Source organism: Mesorhizobium cantuariense (assembly GCF_042647205.1).
Lineage (GTDB): Bacteria > Pseudomonadota > Alphaproteobacteria > Rhizobiales > Rhizobiaceae > Mesorhizobium > Mesorhizobium cantuariense.
The window spans coordinates 2,082,467-2,098,810 of record NZ_JBHRVD010000001.1 but is presented as its reverse complement, the minus strand read 5'-3'; the positions used below and the strand labels follow the sequence as shown (position 1 = coordinate 2,098,810).

At 63.9% G+C, this 16,344-nt stretch carries 12 protein-coding genes; 7 read left to right on the top strand and 5 right to left on the bottom strand.

Annotated elements, in window-relative coordinates; translation table 11 throughout:
• Positions 1–388: 388 nt before the first annotated feature.
• The 3 genes from smc to ACFOJ9_RS09665 all read right to left on the bottom strand — a co-directional run bounded on the left by smc (position 389) and on the right by ACFOJ9_RS09665 (position 5,360).
• Positions 389–3,847, bottom strand: coding sequence for a chromosome segregation protein SMC (gene smc / locus ACFOJ9_RS09675; protein ID WP_378978665.1), 3,459 nt, complete (start codon positions 3,845–3,847; stop codon positions 389–391).
• Between the two features lie 105 nt (positions 3,848–3,952).
• Entirely contained in the window at positions 3,953–4,696 is a 744-nt protein-coding gene (locus tag ACFOJ9_RS09670) for a DsbA family protein (RefSeq protein ID WP_378978664.1), read from the bottom strand.
• A 163-nt stretch (positions 4,697–4,859) separates the two neighbouring features.
• Positions 4,860–5,360, bottom strand: coding sequence for a DUF721 domain-containing protein (locus tag ACFOJ9_RS09665; protein WP_378978663.1), 501 nt, complete (start codon positions 5,358–5,360; stop codon positions 4,860–4,862).
• Positions 5,361–5,414: 54 nt separating this feature from the next.
• Here ACFOJ9_RS09665 and mutY point away from each other — a divergent pair, with 54 nt between their 5' ends.
• Positions 5,415–6,563: an A/G-specific adenine glycosylase gene (gene mutY / locus ACFOJ9_RS09660; RefSeq protein WP_378978662.1), complete on the top strand. Its 1,149-nt coding sequence runs from the start codon at positions 5,415–5,417 to the stop codon at positions 6,561–6,563.
• Complete coding sequence (locus ACFOJ9_RS09655; RefSeq protein WP_378978661.1) at positions 6,556–7,167, top strand: HAD family hydrolase; 612 nt, start codon at positions 6,556–6,558, stop codon at positions 7,165–7,167. Before mutY ends, ACFOJ9_RS09655 begins: the two co-directional genes overlap by 8 nt.
• Positions 7,168–7,233: 66 nt before the next feature.
• Here ACFOJ9_RS09655 and ACFOJ9_RS09650 read toward each other — a convergent pair whose 3' ends face one another.
• Positions 7,234–8,367 carry a site-specific DNA-methyltransferase gene (locus ACFOJ9_RS09650; protein WP_127290830.1) on the bottom strand — a complete coding sequence of 378 codons (1,134 nt, stop codon included), beginning with the start codon at positions 8,365–8,367 and terminating at the stop codon, positions 7,234–7,236.
• Between the two features lie 177 nt (positions 8,368–8,544).
• Here ACFOJ9_RS09650 and ACFOJ9_RS09645 point away from each other — a divergent pair, with 177 nt between their 5' ends.
• Positions 8,545–9,231, top strand: coding sequence for an HAD family hydrolase (locus tag ACFOJ9_RS09645; protein ID WP_378978660.1), 687 nt, complete (start codon positions 8,545–8,547; stop codon positions 9,229–9,231).
• Between the two features lie 44 nt (positions 9,232–9,275).
• Here ACFOJ9_RS09645 and ACFOJ9_RS09640 read toward each other — a convergent pair whose 3' ends face one another.
• Positions 9,276–10,004: a hypothetical protein gene (locus ACFOJ9_RS09640; RefSeq protein WP_378978659.1), complete on the bottom strand. Its 729-nt coding sequence runs from the start codon at positions 10,002–10,004 to the stop codon at positions 9,276–9,278.
• A gap of 128 nt (positions 10,005–10,132) precedes the next feature.
• Between ACFOJ9_RS09640 and thrC the strand changes: the two genes are divergently transcribed.
• From thrC to ACFOJ9_RS09620, 4 genes are read left to right on the top strand one after another with little or no spacing between them, the layout of a single operon-like run.
• Positions 10,133–11,530 carry a threonine synthase gene (gene thrC, locus ACFOJ9_RS09635; RefSeq protein ID WP_378978658.1) on the top strand — a complete coding sequence of 466 codons (1,398 nt, stop codon included), beginning with the start codon at positions 10,133–10,135 and terminating at the stop codon, positions 11,528–11,530.
• A gap of 14 nt (positions 11,531–11,544) precedes the next feature.
• Positions 11,545–12,837, top strand: a complete 1,293-nt coding sequence (locus ACFOJ9_RS09630; RefSeq protein WP_027035927.1) for a M16 family metallopeptidase — start codon at positions 11,545–11,547, stop codon at positions 12,835–12,837.
• A 15-nt stretch (positions 12,838–12,852) separates the two neighbouring features.
• Positions 12,853–13,449: a GNAT family N-acetyltransferase gene (locus tag ACFOJ9_RS09625; RefSeq protein WP_378978657.1), complete on the top strand. Its 597-nt coding sequence runs from the start codon at positions 12,853–12,855 to the stop codon at positions 13,447–13,449.
• A 3-nt stretch (positions 13,450–13,452) separates the two neighbouring features.
• The gene (locus ACFOJ9_RS09620) at positions 13,453–16,341 is read left to right on the top strand and encodes an EAL domain-containing protein (protein ID WP_378978656.1); all 2,889 of its coding nucleotides are present in this window, start codon (positions 13,453–13,455) and stop codon (positions 16,339–16,341) included.
• Positions 16,342–16,344 lie beyond the last annotated feature (3 nt).

Sequence of the window (16,344 nt, the reverse complement as noted above, 5' to 3'; positions counted from 1 at the left end):
TCTTGGTAAGGAGGCTGCCTGACCGCGAAGCACTACGCAGGCCACCTCCTCATCGTGGAGTTATTTGGGGGAGTGCACGACCGAGCGGTACCGCAGAATCCTCGACATCGGTTGTGCATATATGCACCGCCTGTACGGCGCCGCTTATCGAGCCAAGCGGATAGCCGCTATCGCAAGCTTGTCCATCGATCCGCTTTCGACCGCGGAGTCGTTCGTTAGGGGGTAAAGATGCCGTCCGTTAGTCGCTGGAAACTGCAAGACCCGCGAGAAGTGGCTAAAGCGTGTCGTGCCTGAACGGATTCACGCGACCGCTTAAGGTCTTTGTTTTATGCATGTCGTTCTCCCAAAACCGGGGTCATTTTAGGCGACATGCATTAGCCCGGATCGATCAGCTCGCTTCACGCATCGCTTCGGCCGCCTGCAGGTCGACCGACACCAGCTGGCTGACGCCCTGCTCGGCCATGGTCACGCCGAACAGCCGGTTCATGCGCGCCATGGTGATCGGGTTGTGGGTGATGATGACGAAGCGCGTCTCGGTGGTGGCGGCCATTTCGTCCATCAGGTTGCAGAAGCGCTCGACATTGTGATCGTCGAGCGGCGCGTCGACTTCGTCGAGCACGCAGATCGGCGCCGGATTGGTCAGGAACACAGCGAAGATCAGCGACATCGCCGTCAGCGCCTGCTCGCCGCCGGACAGCAGCGTCATGGTCTGCGGCTTCTTGCCGGGCGGGCGGGCGAGGATTTCGAGGCCGGCCTCGAGCGGATCGTCGGACTCGATCAGCTGCAATTCCGCCGTACCGCCGCCGAACAGATGTGAGAACAGCCGCTGGAAATGGCCGTTGACGACATCGAAGGCGGCCAGCAACCGCTCACGGCCTTCGCGGTTGAGGCTCTGGATCGCCTGCCGCAACTTGCGGATCGCCTCGATGATGTCCTCGCGCTCCGACACGATCGCCTCCAGCCGGTCGGAAAGCTCCTTCTGCTCCTCCTCGGCGCGCAGATTGACGGCGCCCAGCCGTTCGCGCTCGATCTTCAGCCGGTCGAGCTGACGCTCGATCTCGGCCATTTCCGGCATCGGGCTGTCAGCCTCCAGACCGGTATGGCGGATGACCAGATGCGGCGGCGTGTTCAGCGTCTCCTGGATGCGCGCCTCGACCTCCAGCCTGCGTTCGTCGGCCGCCGTCAGCCGCTCTTCGGCGCGAACGCGGGTCTCGCGCGCCTCGGCCAGGAACTGGATGGCGCCGGTGGCGGCCTTGTCCAGTTCGGATTGCCGGTTTTCCGCCTCCTGCAAGCGGTCGGCCGCCGCCTTGCGCAAGGTCTCGGCCTCGGTGAGCTGCGACAGCAGCGCGCGCCGCTTGGCGTCGATTTCATCGGGCGCATCCGCCAGCCGCTCGCGTTCGGCCTCCGCCTCGGCCTTGCGTTCGCCAAGCGAGGCGATCTGCGTCGAGGCGTTTTCGGCCCGCTCCAGCCAATTGCTGCGCTCGGCGCCAATGGCATCGAGCCGGCGCGCGCGCGCCTCGGCTTCGCGGCGCAGCCCCTCATGCACGGCACGCGCATCGGCAAGCGTGGCGCGGTCGCGGGCGACATTGGCGGAGGACTGTTCGAGCTGCAATTGCAGATCGCCAAGATCGGGCGCGTCCTGCAGCAGCATTTCCGCCTCGGCGAAGGCCGCCGAAATCTCCTCATGGCTGTCGACGATGCGGGCGCGTGCCTCATCGAGTGCGGCGCGCCGGCTCTGCAATTCGCCGCCGGCCCTTTCGGCCTCGGCCAGCGCATTGCGGGCAGCGTCCAGCCGATGCTGGGCGTCGCGACCGGCCTGGCGCGCGTTGCGCTCTGCCTCGCTTGTGAGGCGAAGCGCCTGTTCGGCCTCTCCCAGCGCCTCCTCGGCCTGGCGCAGGATGAACGTCGCCTGTATCGCCTCGGCATCGAGCTCGGCCAGCCGGTTCTTCTGCGCCAGCCGTTGTGCTGCGGCGGTCGGCGCGTCGGCACTGGCGGTAAAGCCATCCCAGCGCCAGAGCGCGCCCTCGTGGCTGACCAGCCGCTGGCCGGGAGCAAGCAGTGCCTGCAGCCGGCGGCCGTCGCCAGATTCGACGATCCCGATCTGCGCCAGACGGCGGGCGAGCTGTGCCGGCGCATGGACCACGCTGGCAAGGCTCTTGACGCCTTCCGGCAGAGCCGCGTCGCCGGGCTGGATTCCGCTTTCGCCCCAATGCACCGGCGCGCTGCGATCGAGCGGCACGTCGAGGTCTTCGCCAAGGGCCGCACCCAGCGCCGTCTCGAAACCGCGATCAACACTGATCTGTTCCAGCACGGCCGGGAAAAGATCGCCGCTGGCGGCGTTCAGGATTTTTGCCAGCGTGCGCGCTTCCGTCTCGATCCGCGCCAGCTCGGCCCTGGCATCCTGAAGCGGTGGCCGGGCAGCACTTTCCGTGGCGCGGGCATCGATGACCGACTGCTCCGCATCCGATACGGCAGCCTCGGCCTCCTCCAGCAGCGCCACGGCCTGTTCGACCAGCACCCGCTTCTCGGCGGGATCCGGCAGGCCGGCGACCTTGGAGAGTATCTCCGACAATTCGCGGTCGACATCGGCAAGCTGACGGGCGAAGCGGTCGCGGCGCTCGGCCGTGTCGCGCAGCGTCCGTTCGATCTGGTTGCGCGAGGCGGCAGCCTCCGCCCGCTCGGCGGTCAGCGCGGCGAGCTTGGCTTCGCTTTGTGAAAGCGTCGATGCAGCCTGCTCGAACGCAGCGCGGGTGGTGGCCTCGCGCTCGGCAGCACCGGCATTTTCGGAATTCAGCGTGGCTTCTTCGGTGCGAAGGCGCTCAAGGATGTCCGCATTGTCGCGGACCATGCGCTCCTCACGCGCGATATCGCCATCGAGCTGCTGCAGCCGGCGCTCGAGTTCGCTCTGACGGGCGCGGATGCGGCCGGCTTCCTCCTCGATCTGCGACTTGGCGATCGACAGGCGCTGGAAGGCAGCGGCAGCGGCGGCTTCCGCGTCGCGCAGGTCCGGCAGGCGATGTGCGCCGATGCCTTGTTCCCTGGCGGCGGCCATCTGGGCGGCGGCGCGGTCGCCCACCAGCGCCGTGGCAACCGCCAGCGCCGAGCGTGCCTCGCCTTCCTGGGTCTTGGCCAGCGACCAGCGCAGATGCAACAGCGTCGCTTCGGCCTTGCGGATATCGGCGGACAGGTTCTTGAAGCGGGAGGCCTGGCGCGCCTGGCGCTTGAGGCTTTCGATCTGGCTTTCCAGTTCGCCGACGACGTCGTCCAGCCGTTCGAGGTTCTGCTCGGCCGCTTTCAGCCGCAGTTCCGCCTCGTGGCGGCGGGTATGCAGGCCGGAAATGCCGGCCGCCTCTTCGAGCAGGGCGCGGCGTGCCTGCGGCTTGGCCTGGATCAGTTCGCCGATACGGCCCTGACCGACCATCGACGGCGAACGGGCGCCGGTCGACTGGTCGGCGAACAGAAGCTGCACGTCCTTGGCGCGGGCCTCCTTGCCGTTGATGCGGTAGAGCGAGCCCGCCTCGCGCTCGATGCGGCGCGACACCTGCAGTTCGTCGGCATCGTTGAAGGCAGCGGGCGCCGAGCGATCGCTGTTGTCGAGGAAAAGCGTGACTTCGGCGGTGTTGCGTGCCGGGCGCGTGCCCGAGCCGGAAAAGATGACGTCGTCCATGCCGGATGCGCGCATGTTCTTGTAGGAGCTTTCGCCCATCACCCAGCGCAGCGCCTCGACAAGGTTCGACTTGCCGCAGCCGTTCGGCCCGACAATGCCGGTCAGTCCGCGTTCGATGACGAACTCGCCGGGCTCGACGAAGGACTTGAAACCGAGGAGGCGAAGGCGCGAAAACTTCATTCGCGCCGCCCACTAAGCGGATTTCCGCGGTCTCGCGAAAGCAATTCGCGGCGCGACCAGAAGCCGCGCGCGCCGAAGCGCGGCAGTCTCAGTGCTGCCCGAACGTCAGAGCAGAGGGTCGATGATGGCCGATATTTCCTCAATCGACATCGCCCCTTTGTAGGTCTTACCGTTGATGAAGAAGGTCGGCGTCGAGTCGACCTTGAATTCATTGGCGCCGCGCTTCTGGACCGATCTCACATCGTCCAGAAGTTTCTGGTCCGTCAAGCAGGCCTCGAAGGACTCCTGTGTAAAACCGGCGAGCTTCGAGATTTGCAGCAGTGCATCCTTGGTGTTCTGAACGCCAGCCCAGTTCGCCTGCTGCCTGAACAGGACGTCGACCATAGGGTAGTAGTTGTCCTTGGCGCAGCGCGCCAGCATGAAACCGGCTTCGGCACTCGGATCGAACGGGAATTCGCGCAGGATGTAGCGCGCCTTGCCGGTGTCGATGTATTTCGTCTTCAGATCCGGAAAGGTGGTCTCGGCAAAATGCGCGCAGTGCGGGCAGGTCATCGAGGCGTATTCGACGATGGTGACCTTGGCGTCGTCCTTGCCGAGCTGCTTGTCTGGCAGCGCACCCGGCTTCATCAGTTCCGCCATATCCACGGTGCCCTGGGCTTCCGGCGCGGTAGCGGCGGCCGGCGTGGCGGGCTTCGCGGGAGCGGCCGGGTTCGCGGGCTTCACATCCGCGGCCTTCGCCTCCTCGCCAGAGTCGCTGCAGGCGGCGAGCAGGGCAACCGCAGGAATGGCGGCCAGCGAAGACAGGATGTTTCTGCGAGAAAAGCTTTGGCCGAACGGGGGACGGTTCATACGAATCACCTGACAAGGGTTGGATTTTGCAATGCAAAGGCACGAAAAGGCGAGAGTTGGCGCGAATTAAGGCATCTCGATCCCCAATCCAATCGCGAAACCTGACAAGAGCGATCACGAATGCGAGATATTGACGACAAATCCATGATTCTCTTCGAGAGACCTATGACTTTCTCTCCCCGATAATGGTCGCGCCAAGTTTTTCCAGCGAGGCGCGCAACTCATCATTGTCGACCAAGCCGACGGTTCCGGACAATTTCGTCTTCTCGGCCGCCGTCAGCGGCCTGAGGGCCGGTCTGCGCCTTCCTTTGGCGGCTGTCACCGGCTTCTGCAGTATCCTGATGCGGCTGATGGCGGTGAAACCGAGGAAGGCATTGACCCGGTTGATGATCTCGCCGGTCTCGTGCTGCAGATGAAGTGCAGCCATGCCTTCGCAGGCAATGACCAGGATCGCCGGCTCGAACGGGTCGTCCTCATGCATGCGGCGCGGCCACTGGATTTTTTCAGGGCGCGAGTGGCTGGCCAGCCGTGGGCCGGCAATCTCTTCCCATGACTGGACGAGGCCGATCGAAATGCCGGCCCGCTTGCGCAGCACCGGGTCGAGGATCTTGGTCGCAAGATCGCTGACCGGGACGGGATTGCCGTAGTGCGTTCTCCCTGCCATGTACGTTCTCCAGCCACGACCCCAGCAGATACCGGCCAGGCCAATACAAGATCAATGGCATCAGCAGACCAGACCCGCAAGACCGCATCCTGGGATAGTGGCAAAGCCACATCCGGGGATATCGCGTCCCGCCTGCTCGACTGGTACGACGTGCATCATCGCGAACTGCCGTGGCGGATCACGCCGCGCGAACATGCGAGGGGGGCAAGGCCTGATCCCTACCGCATCTGGCTGTCCGAAGTCATGCTGCAGCAGACCACCGTCGAAGCGGTGAAGGCCTATTTCCGGGTTTTTGTTGAGAAATGGCCCGATGTCGAGGCATTGGCCGCGGCGTCCCCCGAAGACGTGATGAAGGCCTGGGCCGGGCTCGGCTACTACTCCCGCGCCCGCAATCTCAAGGCCTGTGCCGATCTGGTGGCCCAGCGCGGCGGCCGGTTTCCCGACACGGAGACGGGTTTGAGAGAATTGCCCGGCATCGGCGCCTATACGTCGGCGGCGATCACGGCGATCGCCTTCGATCGCCCCGCCGCCGTTGTCGACGGCAATGTCGAACGCGTCATCTCCCGGCTGTTTTCGATCACAACGCCGCTAAGCGAGGCCAAGCCAGAAATCCGCGCCCATGTCGAGCGCATGGTGCCAAGCAAAAGGCCGGGCGACTTCGCCCAGGCGATGATGGATCTCGGCGCCACCATCTGCACGCCGCGCCGGCCGCGCTGCATGCTGTGCCCGTTGCGTGAAGACTGCAGTGCCGTCGTTTCAGGCGATCCCGAGCACTTCCCGGTGCGCCTGCCCAAGGCCGACAAGCCGCTGCGGCGCGGCGCTGCCTTCGTCGCGGTCAGAAGCGACGGTGCTATCCTTCTACGCAAACGCGCGGAAAAAGGACTGCTTGGCGGCATGACAGAAGTGCCGACGACAGGCTGGACCGCGCGGATCGATGGGGCGACCACGGAAGCAGCCGCGCCCTTGCCCGCCGACTGGCGGCATGCAGGCCGCATTGCGCATATCTTCACGCATTTCGCTCTCGAACTCGAAGTCTTTCACGCCCACATCAAAGGTGATGCGCCGGCGGGACATTTCTGGTCGCTGGTCCATGAAATTTCCGGGGAAGCGCTACCGACCGTCATGAAAAAGGCAATTGAAGTGGCGATACCCGGCGCGACGAAAAAACCGTCGCCACACAGTGCAAAGAGGCCCCATGACTGAAATACGCCACATCGTTTTCGACATCGGCAGAGTGTTGATCCACTACGATCCCAACATTCCGTTCGGCCGCCTCATTCCGGATGCCGAAGAGAGAAAGTGGTTCTTCGACAATGTCTGCACGCATGACTGGAACATCGAGCAGGATCGCGGCCGGACCTGGGAAGAGGCCGAGGCGCTGCTGATAGCAGACCATCCCGATCACGCGGAAAACATCCGCAGTTTCCGCCGCCACTGGCACGAAATGGTGCCACATGCCTATGAAGACAGCGTCGCCATCATGGTCGGCCTGATCGAAAGCGGCCACGACGTGACCATGCTGACCAATTTTGCCAGCGACACGCTGGCCGAAGCCCGCGAGCGCTTCGATTTCCTCGAACGGCCGCGCGGCGTCACCATCTCGGGCGAGATCGGCCTGATCAAGCCGGATCGCGGCATTTATGATCATCACGTCGCTGCCTTCGGCCTCGAACCGGCCGCGACGCTGTTCATCGATGACAGCCAGAAGAATGTCGACGGCGCCAAGGCGGCAGGCTGGCAGTCGGTGCTGTTCACCGACGCAAAGACGCTTCAAGCAGACCTTGAACGCCTCGGAATCAAGGCGTGATTTGAATCGCTTCGAGCGATCTGTTGAACCTTTGAATCAACGGAATTCGAAGCCATTGGCAGGGGCTCAGGCCCCTGCCCGCTCCATGCCAAGCCGTGCAATGCGGCGAAGCTCGTCGATCGGGGTCAGGCCGCCGCTGCGCTCATAATGCCAGAAGGTCCAGCCGTTGCAGGCATCCAGCCCCTGCACTTCGGCGCCGATCTTGTGGATCGAGCCGGCGCTGTCGCCGATCGCCACCGTACCGTCGGCGCGTACCTTGGCCGCCCAGCGCTTCTTGGCGTCGTAGAGTGTCGCACCCGGCATCATCAGCCCGGTGTCGATCAGACTGACGAAGGCAACGCGCGGCTCGGCGCGCTTGCCGGTGAGCACGGTGAGATCGGCACCATCCAGCGGCCGCACCGCATCGATGCGCTCGTTGGCGGCGTCGATATAGGCCTGCTCGCGTTCGATGCCGACGAAATGGCGGCCGAGGCGCTTGGCCACCGCTCCGGTGGTGCCGGAACCGAAGAAGGGATCGAGCACGATGTCGCCCGGTTTGGTCGAGGCCATCATGATGCGGGCAAGCAGTGCTTCCGGCTTCTGCGTCGGATGCAGCTTGTCGCCATTGTCGTTCTTCAGCCGCTCACCGCCGGTGCAGATCGGAAACAGCCAGTCGGAGCGCATCTGGATGTCGTCGTTGGACGCCTTCATCGCTTCGTAGTTGAAGGTATAGCCCTTGCCCTTCTGGTCGCGCGTGGCCCAGATCATCGTCTCATGCGCGTTCTGGAAGCGGCGGCCGCGGAAATTCGGCATCGGGTTGGTCTTGCGCCAGACCACGTCGTTGAGGATCCAGAAGCCGAGATCCTGCATCTTGGCGCCGACCCGGAAGATGTTGTGGTATGAGCCGATGACCCAGATGGTGCCATTGGGCTTCAAGACCCGGCGCGCCGCTAGAAGCCAGGCACGGGTGAAGGCGTCATAGGCCTCGAAACTCTCGAACTGGTCCCAGTCGTCGTCGACGGCGTCGACCTTCGACTGGTCGGGCCGGTGCAGGTCGCCGTCGAGCTGCAGATTGTAGGGCGGATCGGCGAAGATGACGTCGATCGACTTTTCTGGCAGCCGGTCGAGCGCGGCGACGCAGTCGCCCTTGAGGATCGTGTCCAGCCACTCGGATTGCTGGGGAGCGTGGGATAGCTCGTCGAGAAGACGCACGGCAGACATTCTGACACCCTAGGCACGCGTTACTGTTTTACTCTCTGTTATGGTTACCGATCAGCGTAAATATTCGGTGAAGGCCAAGGGATGGGTCTGCCGAATTTGCGAAGGTGGCCCCGTTGGTGTATGCCGCGCCGCCTGAGCCTTCCGAGGCCACTTCATCCTCCCATTGTCCGGATCACCATGCCCCAGCCAGACCTTGTCATCTTCGATTGCGACGGCGTGCTCGTCGATTCCGAAATCATCGCCGCACGCATCGAGGCGGAACTGCTGACCTTGGCGGGATACGAAATATCGGCCGAGGAACTTGCGGAAACCTATGCCGGACTGACCTTCAAGGACATCATGATGCGGGTCGAGGAGAAATCCAGCATCCCGTTCCAGGCCTCGCTGATCGACCGCGCCGAAGAGCTGGTCGACCGCAAACTGCGCAGCGACGTCCGCGCCATCGACGGCGTGCGCGAGGCGGTCGCCGCGGTGACGGTGCCGCGCTGCGTGTGCTCGAATTCACGCTCCGAGCGGATCGAATTCATGCTGGAGAAGGTGCATCTTTTGCCGTTCTTCGCCGGTCGGATTTTCTCGGCGATGGAAACACCGACCGGGAAAACAAAGCCCGCCCCCGACGTGTTCCTGTTCGCGGCGGAGAAACTCAACGCCAACCCGGCGAACACGTTCGTCATCGAGGATTCCGTGCACGGCGTGCACGGCGCCAGGGCGGCAGGCATGCGCGTGATCGGCTTCACCGGCGCGGGACACAGCTATCCCGGCCACGCCGACGCCCTGACCGAGGCCGGCGCCGAGACGGTGATCCGCCGCTGGGCGGAGCTGAAAAGCGTGATCGCGGCGCTGTCGGAGTGGTCGGACGCCTGAGAAGCGTGCGCCGCGACGCACGCCTCGTGCAAATGCCGCGAGATCTAGTTCGTCGCGGCGGCTCTCTTCCTCTGCTTCTTCTTCGGCTTGTCCGTCGTTGCCTTCGGCGCGTTTTCATCATAGCCGGCAAAGGCCTGATAGTCCTGCGCCGTCGGCTCGGGCACAACGACATTGGAATCGGTGAAGACGAACTGCGTCGCGACCGAGGGGTCGGTGACCTGGATCTGATAGGGGTGGATCTGCGAATAGAGAACATCGGTGCCATGCATCACCGCGACGCGGATCGGCATGGTGATGGTGCCTGGAGAAAACTTCGGTCCGGGCACGACCTTGCCGGCGACCGCGATCTTCATCGTCAGCTGCCCGTTGGCGCGGCTGCAGTCGCGTGTCACGTCGCTGATCGATGCCTGGTAGATGATGTTCGCCGACTCGTCGGGCGGAGTAGCAGCGGCGGCGTCAGCCGCAGCCTGGGCCGCGGCATCTTCCGCGGCGTCGCCGGTCTTCTTGAGCTTGGGCTTGGGCTTCTGGGTGTCCTTGGCGTAGGTGTTGAAGAAGGCCGTGCCATCGCGCACCGTCACTCTGGGACAATAGGCCTGCAACTGGCTGGCCAGTATCTTGGGATCCTGCGGCGGCGGCGGCGCCGTCGGGTCCTTCTTGCCGATGCCGAGGTTCAGGATGCCGTTGTCGCCCGATTGGCAGCCGGCGGCGGCAAGCATAAAGCCGGTGAGCGCAAGACCCGCCAAAAAGCGACCACTGAATGTACGAAACGCCATGAAACTGCACTTCCCTCTCGCAAAGCTGGTGACGTATATCAACCGCGCGGCAAAAATGCGACTGAGCCTGCGCAGAAATTAACCACCTTGCGGTGGACCGAAAAGCCAAGCAGTAACGGATTTGTGACATGCAATATGTGAGCACCCGCGGGGAAGCCCCCATTCTTGGATTTTCCGACGCCGTGCTGGCTGGGCTGGCGCGCGACGGCGGGCTCTATGTGCCGCGCGAGTGGCCGCAGTTTTCCGCAGCCGAGATCCGCGCCATGCGCGGCCTTGCCTATCCCGATCTTGCCATCCGCATCCTGACGCCATTCCTCGGAGGCGAAATCGCAGCACCCGTCTTCGAACGGCTGGTGCGCGAAGCCTATGCCACCTTCCGCCACGAGGCCGTCTGCCCGCTGGTGCAGACCGGCCCCAACACCTTCATCCTGGAGCTTTTCCACGGGCCGACGCTCGCCTTCAAGGATGTGGCGATGCAGCTTCTGGCCCGGCTGATGGACCATGTGCTTGCCGAACGCGATCAGCACGCCACCATCGTCGGCGCCACCTCGGGCGACACCGGCGGGGCGGCAATCGATGCCTTTGCCGGGCGCAGCCGCACCGACATCTTCATCCTTTTCCCGCACGGCCGCGTCTCGCCGGTGCAGCAGCGGCAGATGACAACATCGACGGCTGAAAACGTCCATGCGCTGGCGATCGAAGGCAATTTCGACGATTGCCAAGGCCTGCTCAAGGACATGTTCAACGATCACGGCTTTCGCGACCGGGTTGCGCTTTCGGGCGTCAATTCGATCAACTGGGCCCGCATCATGGCCCAGATCGTCTATTATTTCTCCTCGGCGCTGTCGCTCGGCGCGCCGGACAGGCCGGTCTCCTTCACGGTGCCGACCGGCAATTTCGGCGATATCTTCGCCGGCTACGCCGCCAAGAAGATGGGCCTGCCGATCGAACGGCTGGTCATCGCCACCAACGACAACGACATCCTGGCGCGGACCTTCGCGACCGGCGAATACCGCACCAAGGGCGTCTTTGCGACCACCTCGCCGTCGATGGATATCCAGGTGTCGTCCAACTTCGAACGCTTGCTGTTCGAGGCCTCCGGCCGTGACGCCGCGACCGTGCGGCGCTACATGGACGGTCTGAAGCAGTCCGGCGCTTTCACCATCGAAACCCCGCAAATCGCCGGCATGCGGTCCGAATTCGACGCCGGCAGGGCTGATATGGACGAGGTTGCCGCCACCATCCGCTCGACGCTCTCGACCAGCAACTATCTGCTTGATCCGCACACCGCGGCAGCCGTGCATGTCGCGGCGGGCAAGGCGGCGGGCGCCGTGCCGATGGTGGTGCTGGGCACCGCGCACCCGGCAAAATTTCCGGCCGCCGTCGAAGCCGCCAGCGGCGTCTCGCCCGCCCTGCCTGCATGGCTAGGCGGGTTGATGACAGCGGAGGAAAAATACACGGTACTTCCATCCGACCTGAAAATGGTGGAAGATTATGTCGGCCGCCACACACGGGCGGCGCGTTAGGGAGTACTAGCCATATGGGTGTTGAGGTAAGCCGTCTGTCGAACGGCCTGACAGTCGCCACCGAAACCCTTCAAAGCATCGAATCGGTTGCCCTTGGTGCCTGGGTCAAGTCGGGTGCCCGCAATGAACGCGAAGACGAGCATGGCATGGCCCATCTGCTCGAGCATATGGCGTTCAAGGGCACGAAAAGGCGAAGCGCCTTCGAAATCGCCTCGGAAATCGAGGACGTCGGCGGCGAGATCAACGCCGCCACCAGCGTCGAGACCACCTCCTACTATGCCAGGGTGCTCTCCGACGACGTGCCACTGGCCGTCGACATTCTTGCCGACATCCTGCAGGAGTCCGAATTCGACCCGCAGGAACTCGAACGCGAGCAGCATGTGATCCTGCAGGAGATCGGCGCCGCGCACGATACGCCCGACGACATCGTGTTCGACCGTTTCACCGAGACGGCGTTTCGCCACCAGACCATCGGCCGCTCGATCCTGGGCACGCCGGAAACCGTCAAATCCTTCACCTCGAAGCAGTTGCACGATTTCATCGAACGGCAATATGGCGCCGAGCGCATGGTGATTGTCGCTGCCGGCGACATCAAGCACGACAATTTCGTGCGCGAGGTCGAAAAGCAACTCGGCGGCTTCCGCAGCAAGGCCGACAGCACCATCCCGCAATATGCGCAATATGTCGGCGGCGACTTCCGCGAGGACCGCGACCTGATGGACGCGCAGATCGTGCTGGGGTTCGAGGGCCGCGCCTATCATGTGCGGGATTTCTATGCCTCGCAGGTGCTGTCGATGATCCTCGGCGGCGGCATGTCGTCGCGCCTGTTCCAGGAGGTCCGCGAGAAGCGCGGCCTGTGCTATTCGGTCTATGCCTTCCATTGGGGCTTTTCCGACACCGGCGTCTTCGGCGTCCATGCCGCCACCGGCCAGAGCGACATCGCCGAACTGGTGCCTGTCATCATCGACGAACTGCAGAAGGCCGGCGAGAAGATCCTGCAGGAGGAACTCGATCGCGCGCGCGCCCAATATCGTGCTGGGCTGATCATGTCCGCCGAAAGCCCGGCCAGCCGCGCTTCGCAGATCGCACGGCAACTGCTTCTGTTTGGCCGGCCGATCGCCAAGGAGGAACTGATGGAACGGCTGTCGGCGCTGACGATCGAGCGGCTGACCGATCTGTCGTCGCGATTGTTCTCGACCAAGCCGACGCTTACCGCTGTCGGGCCTGTGGGTACACTGGCGCCATACGAGGCGATCCTCGAATCGCTCGCGGGCACGCAGACCACGGCTCGCAAGCTCGCCGTCTAAGCCCCTCAAAGCGCCATGTTCGCGCTCCCTTTCTTTCGCCGTGACCTGCCGGCACTGAAAGGTGACCGCGTCACGCTGCGCGTACCGTTCACCAACGACTACCGCGAGTGGGCGACGGTGCGCGGCGAAAGCCGGGCGTTCCTCGAACCATGGGAGCCGCGCTGGACGCCGGATGAACTCGACCGCAACGCATGGCGGCTGCGCATCAGCCGCTACCGCGAAGATTATGCGCAAGGGACCGCGATCGCCTTCTTCATCTTCGAGAGGAGCAGCGGCAAGCTGGCAGGCGGCATAACGCTCGGCAACATACGCCACGGGGTCTCTCAAAGCGGCCATATCGGCTACTGGATCGGCGAGCGCTTCGGCGGTCGCGGCCTGATGACCGACGCGGTCAAGGTGGTGACCCGCTTCGCCTTCGATACGCTGAGGTTGCACCGGATCGAAGCGGCCTGTATTCCCGACAATATCCGGTCGATCCGCGTGCTTGAAAAAGCCGGATTCCGGCGCGAAGGACTTCTTCGATCCTATCTCAGGATCAACGGCATCTGGCAGGACCACTATCTCTACGCCCGGATCGCGGACGATCCGCCGGGCGTTGGAACGAAGGACTGATTTTTGACGAATTTCCTGCGCAACGGGCCGCTGTTCGCCTTTGTCCTCGCGATAATCCTGACGCTGGGCGCGGCATCGTCGGCCTTCGCCGTCGAACCGATCAAGATTGCCCGCGACGACGTCGCGCTCGACCTTTCCGGCGCCGTCGAGATCTACCGGAACCAGGGCGAGAATTTCCAGGTATCGACGGCGCCCGGGCCGGACGGCATCGTGCGGCGCATCGAGGTCGAGGCCAATGATGCGCGTTCGACCGGCGATTGGGCGGTGTTCGCGCTCGCCAACACCACCGACCAGCAGCTCGACAGGCTGATCGTCGCACCGCATTTCCGCCTGGTGAATTCCGGTATCTTCTGGCCGGATCTCGGCTCGACCCGCATCGCCGCCATCACGCCCAGCGAAGGCTTCGCGCTCGACCGCCAGACCAGCCCCGACGCCGACGTGTTCCGGGTGACGCTGAACCCCGGTACGGTGATCACCTTCATCGCCGAGCTCGCCTCGCCTAAGCTGCCGCAGGTCTATCTGTGGGATCCTGAATCCTACAAGGACTCGGTCAATTCCTACACGCTGTTTCGCGGCATCGTCATCGGCATCGCCGGCCTGCTGGCGCTGTTTTTGACCATCCTTTTCGTGGTCAAGGGAACCTCGATGTTCCCGGCGACCGCGGCACTTGCCTGGGCGGTGCTGGCCTATATCTGCGTCGATTTCGGCTTCCTCAACAAGATCATCGAGATCTCGCCCGGCAATGAGCAGATGTGGCGAGCGGGAACGGAGGTGGCGCTGGCGGGAACCTTCGTGGTGTTCCTGTTCGCCTATCTCAACCTCAACCGGTGGCACGGCCATTTCAGCTATGGCGCGCTGGTCTGGATTCTCGGACTGCTGCTGATCGCCGGCGTCGCCATCGTCGATCCGGCGGTCGCCGCCGGTATCGCCAGGCTGTCCTTCGCCGCCACCGCGCTGACCGGGCTCGGCCTGATCATCTTCCTCGGCATACGTGGCTATGACCGCGCCATCATGCTGGTGCCCAGTTGGGTCATGGTGCTGTTGTGGCTATGCGGATCGTGGATGGCGATCACCGGCATGCTCGACAACGATATCGCCCAGCCGGCGCTGGGTGGCGGGTTGATCCTGATCATCCTTTTGATCGGCTTCACCGTCATGCAGCATGCCTTTGCCGGCGGCGCGCTGCATCAGGGCCTGTTTTCCGACCTCGAGCGGCAGGCGCTGGCGGTGGCCGGATCTGGCGACACGGTGTGGGACTGGGACGTGCTGCGCGACCGCGTCGTCACCAAGCCCGATGTCAGCATCCAGCTCGGCCTGGCGCCCAACAGCCTTGGCGGTGCGGCGCGCAACTGGCTGCCGGTGCTGCATGCCGACGACCGCGATACGTTCCGCACGACGCTCGACGTCGTGCTCGAACACCGGCGCGGCCGGGTGTCGCAGAACTTCCGCCTGCGCGGCGCCGACGGCCATTATCACTGGTTCTCGCTACGCGCGCGCCCGGTCATCGGGTCTGACGGCGAGGTCATTCGCTGCGTTGGCACCATGGTCGACGTGACCGAGCAGAAGAAGTCCGAAGAGCGGCTGCTGCACGATGCCGTGCACGACAATCTGACCGGCCTGCCGAACCGCGAATTGTTGATGAACCGGCTGGAAGCGATCATCTCGATCGCCCGCACCGAAGAGAAGGTGCGGCCAACCGTCTTCGTCATCGACATCGACCGTTTCAAGCAAGTCAATGACGGGCTCGGCATCTCGGCCGGCGACACCATCCTTTTGACCATTGCGCGCCGCCTGCATCGGCTGCTCAAGCCGAAGGATTCGCTGTCGCGCTTTGCTGGCGACCAGTTCGCGCTGATGCTGTTGTCCGAACAGGACCCGGCCCGCATCGCCGCCGTGGCGGACGCCATCAAGCATGCCATCAACAACCCCATTACCTTCGCCAAGCGCGAGATCGTGCTGACGGCCTCGATCGGACTGATCACCTGGAACTCGCCGCAAATGTCGGCCGAGGACATGGTCAAGGATGCCGAGCTTGCCATGCATCAGGCCAAGCGCTTCGGCGGCGACAGGATCGAGCCGTTCCGCCCGGCTTTCCGCACCGTCGGCACCGACAGGCTGCAGTTCGAATCCGACCTGCGCCGCGCCATCGAACGGCGCGAATTCACGCTCGCTTACCAGCCGATCGTGCGGCTTGAGGATGGCAGCGTCGCCGGCTTCGAGGCGCTGCTGCGCTGGGACCACCCGCGCCGCGGCATGATCCCGCCGGCGGATTTCATTCCGGTCGCGGAAAGCTGCGGGCTGATCGTGCAACTCGGCCTGTTCGCCATGCAACAGGCAGCGGAAGACCTGGCCGGCTGGCAAAAGCAGATCGGCGACGCGCCGCTGTCGGTCTCGGTCAACCTGTCCAGCCGCCAGCTCATCCGCCGCGACCTGGTCAGCGACGTCCGCTCCGTCATCGCGCGAGCCAACCTCAAGCCACGCTGCTTCCGGCTCGAACTCACCGAATCGCTTGTCATGGACAATCCCGAGCAGACCGCCCATGTGCTGACCAAGCTGAAGCAGCTCGGCATCGGCCTGTCGCTCGACGATTTCGGCACCGGCTATTCCTCATTGGCCTATCTGACGCGTTTCCCCTTCGACACTATCAAGATCGACAAGAGCTTCGTCGACGACAACACGCCGAAGCGCGCGGTGCTGCTCAAATCCATGGTCAACATGGCGCATGAGCTCGGCCTGTCTGTCGTCGCCGAGGGCATTTCGGACGAAAGCGATGCGCTGGAATTGCGCCAGATGGGCTGCGAATATGTGCAGAGCTTCATGTTCGGCGCGCCGATGCCGGGTGACCAGGTGCTGAAGACGCTGAAGGAACAGTATCCGCTGACGCAGGCGTGAGAG